At 49.4% G+C, this 1196-nt stretch carries 3 protein-coding genes; all 3 read left to right on the forward strand.

The window, feature by feature from the left end; translation table 11 throughout:
• On the forward strand, positions 1-525 hold a 525-nt coding region (locus QR78_RS33515; RefSeq protein ID WP_202972809.1), incomplete at its 5' end, for an RHS repeat-associated core domain-containing protein.
• Positions 522-818: a hypothetical protein gene (locus QR78_RS34695; protein ID WP_125901357.1), complete on the forward strand. Its 297-nt coding sequence runs from the start codon at positions 522-524 to the stop codon at positions 816-818. The genes QR78_RS33515 and QR78_RS34695, both read left to right, overlap by 4 nt.
• 84 nt (positions 819-902) lie before the next feature.
• Positions 903-1196, forward strand: a 294-nt coding sequence (locus QR78_RS31385; RefSeq protein ID WP_048431561.1) for a hypothetical protein, incomplete at its 3' end; no start/stop codon positions are given.

Consider the following 1196-nt stretch of genomic DNA (forward strand, 5'->3'; position numbering starts at 1 on the left):
GGGCTCGTCTACAACCGGTTCAGGTACTATGATCCGCTTACAGCGAACTATGTTAGCTCAGATCCCATCGGATTGACAGGTGGAATCCGGCCGCATGCGTATATTGTACAGCCCACAGTCTGGATAGATCCGTTTGGTCTATCATGTTGTGTAGGCGTTGATCAAAGTCATATTGATGAATTGAAGCGCAAGGGAGTAAAATTCACTCCTGAAAGCGTCTTAGCGACCGGGAGAGATCGTAATGGCAATGTTGTATTTTTAGAGAGCGGCAACATTAAATCTGGGTTGAATCACATAATCCAAAAACACGGTAGCGATTTTGCAAGCATTGGGGTTCCAGAAGGAGAAATTAAGGATGTTGTTATGCGTGCTGTAACCGAAGGAAATATCATAGGATATCAGGGGGCTGGAACTGGGCGGCCAATATTCGAATTGCCTTTAAATGGATATAGACAAAGAATAGCGGTAACAATCGGCGACAATGGATACATTGTGGGGGCTAATCCGAGGGGGAGAATCAGATGAGGACTATAAAATTAATGGCAGAGTTTAAATGCTTTCCACTGTGGGAGGAGATTGACGGGGGCGTTTTGGATATAGATCCGAAAGATTTGCCAATATCAGAGACATTAAAAGAAGATCTTTATAAATGGATGAAAAGTTTTGATGACATATATGATGCTGATTATCCGCCAGATTCGGAATTTAAAAATAAATATGACGAAGAGAAATTTGTTGAAATCGGAGAGAAAATCAGCAAAAACCTTGAAAACGAATTAGGTAAAGAATATAAAATAATATACAAAATATTTCGATAATTTTTTGAAGTAACTATGGAAGGAAAGTTGCATGATAGCTGTAGCATGAGAGTCACTACGTAGTACAAGAGCGGGCGCGGCTTCGTGCTGGCGAGCGTGCACGATCCGGCCGGTCGGCTGGTGCGCCAGGTCGCCGGACGCAGGGCCCTGCCGGGGGCGGCACCCGAACCGGCGCTGGAGCGGGTCTACGGCTGGAACCGGGCATCCGAGCCGGTGTCGATCGCGGACGGGCGCTGGGGCACGACGGGCTACCGCTACGACGGCAACGGGCAGGTGGAGGAGGCGCGCCACGGCGACGGGCTGGCGGAGCGGTTCGACTACGACGCGGCTCTGAACGTGTCGGCGTTCCAGGAGCTGGAGCGGGGCCCGGGCGGTCCG

It is taken from the genome of Methylobacterium indicum (assembly GCF_001043895.1).
GTDB lineage: Bacteria > Pseudomonadota > Alphaproteobacteria > Rhizobiales > Beijerinckiaceae > Methylobacterium > Methylobacterium indicum.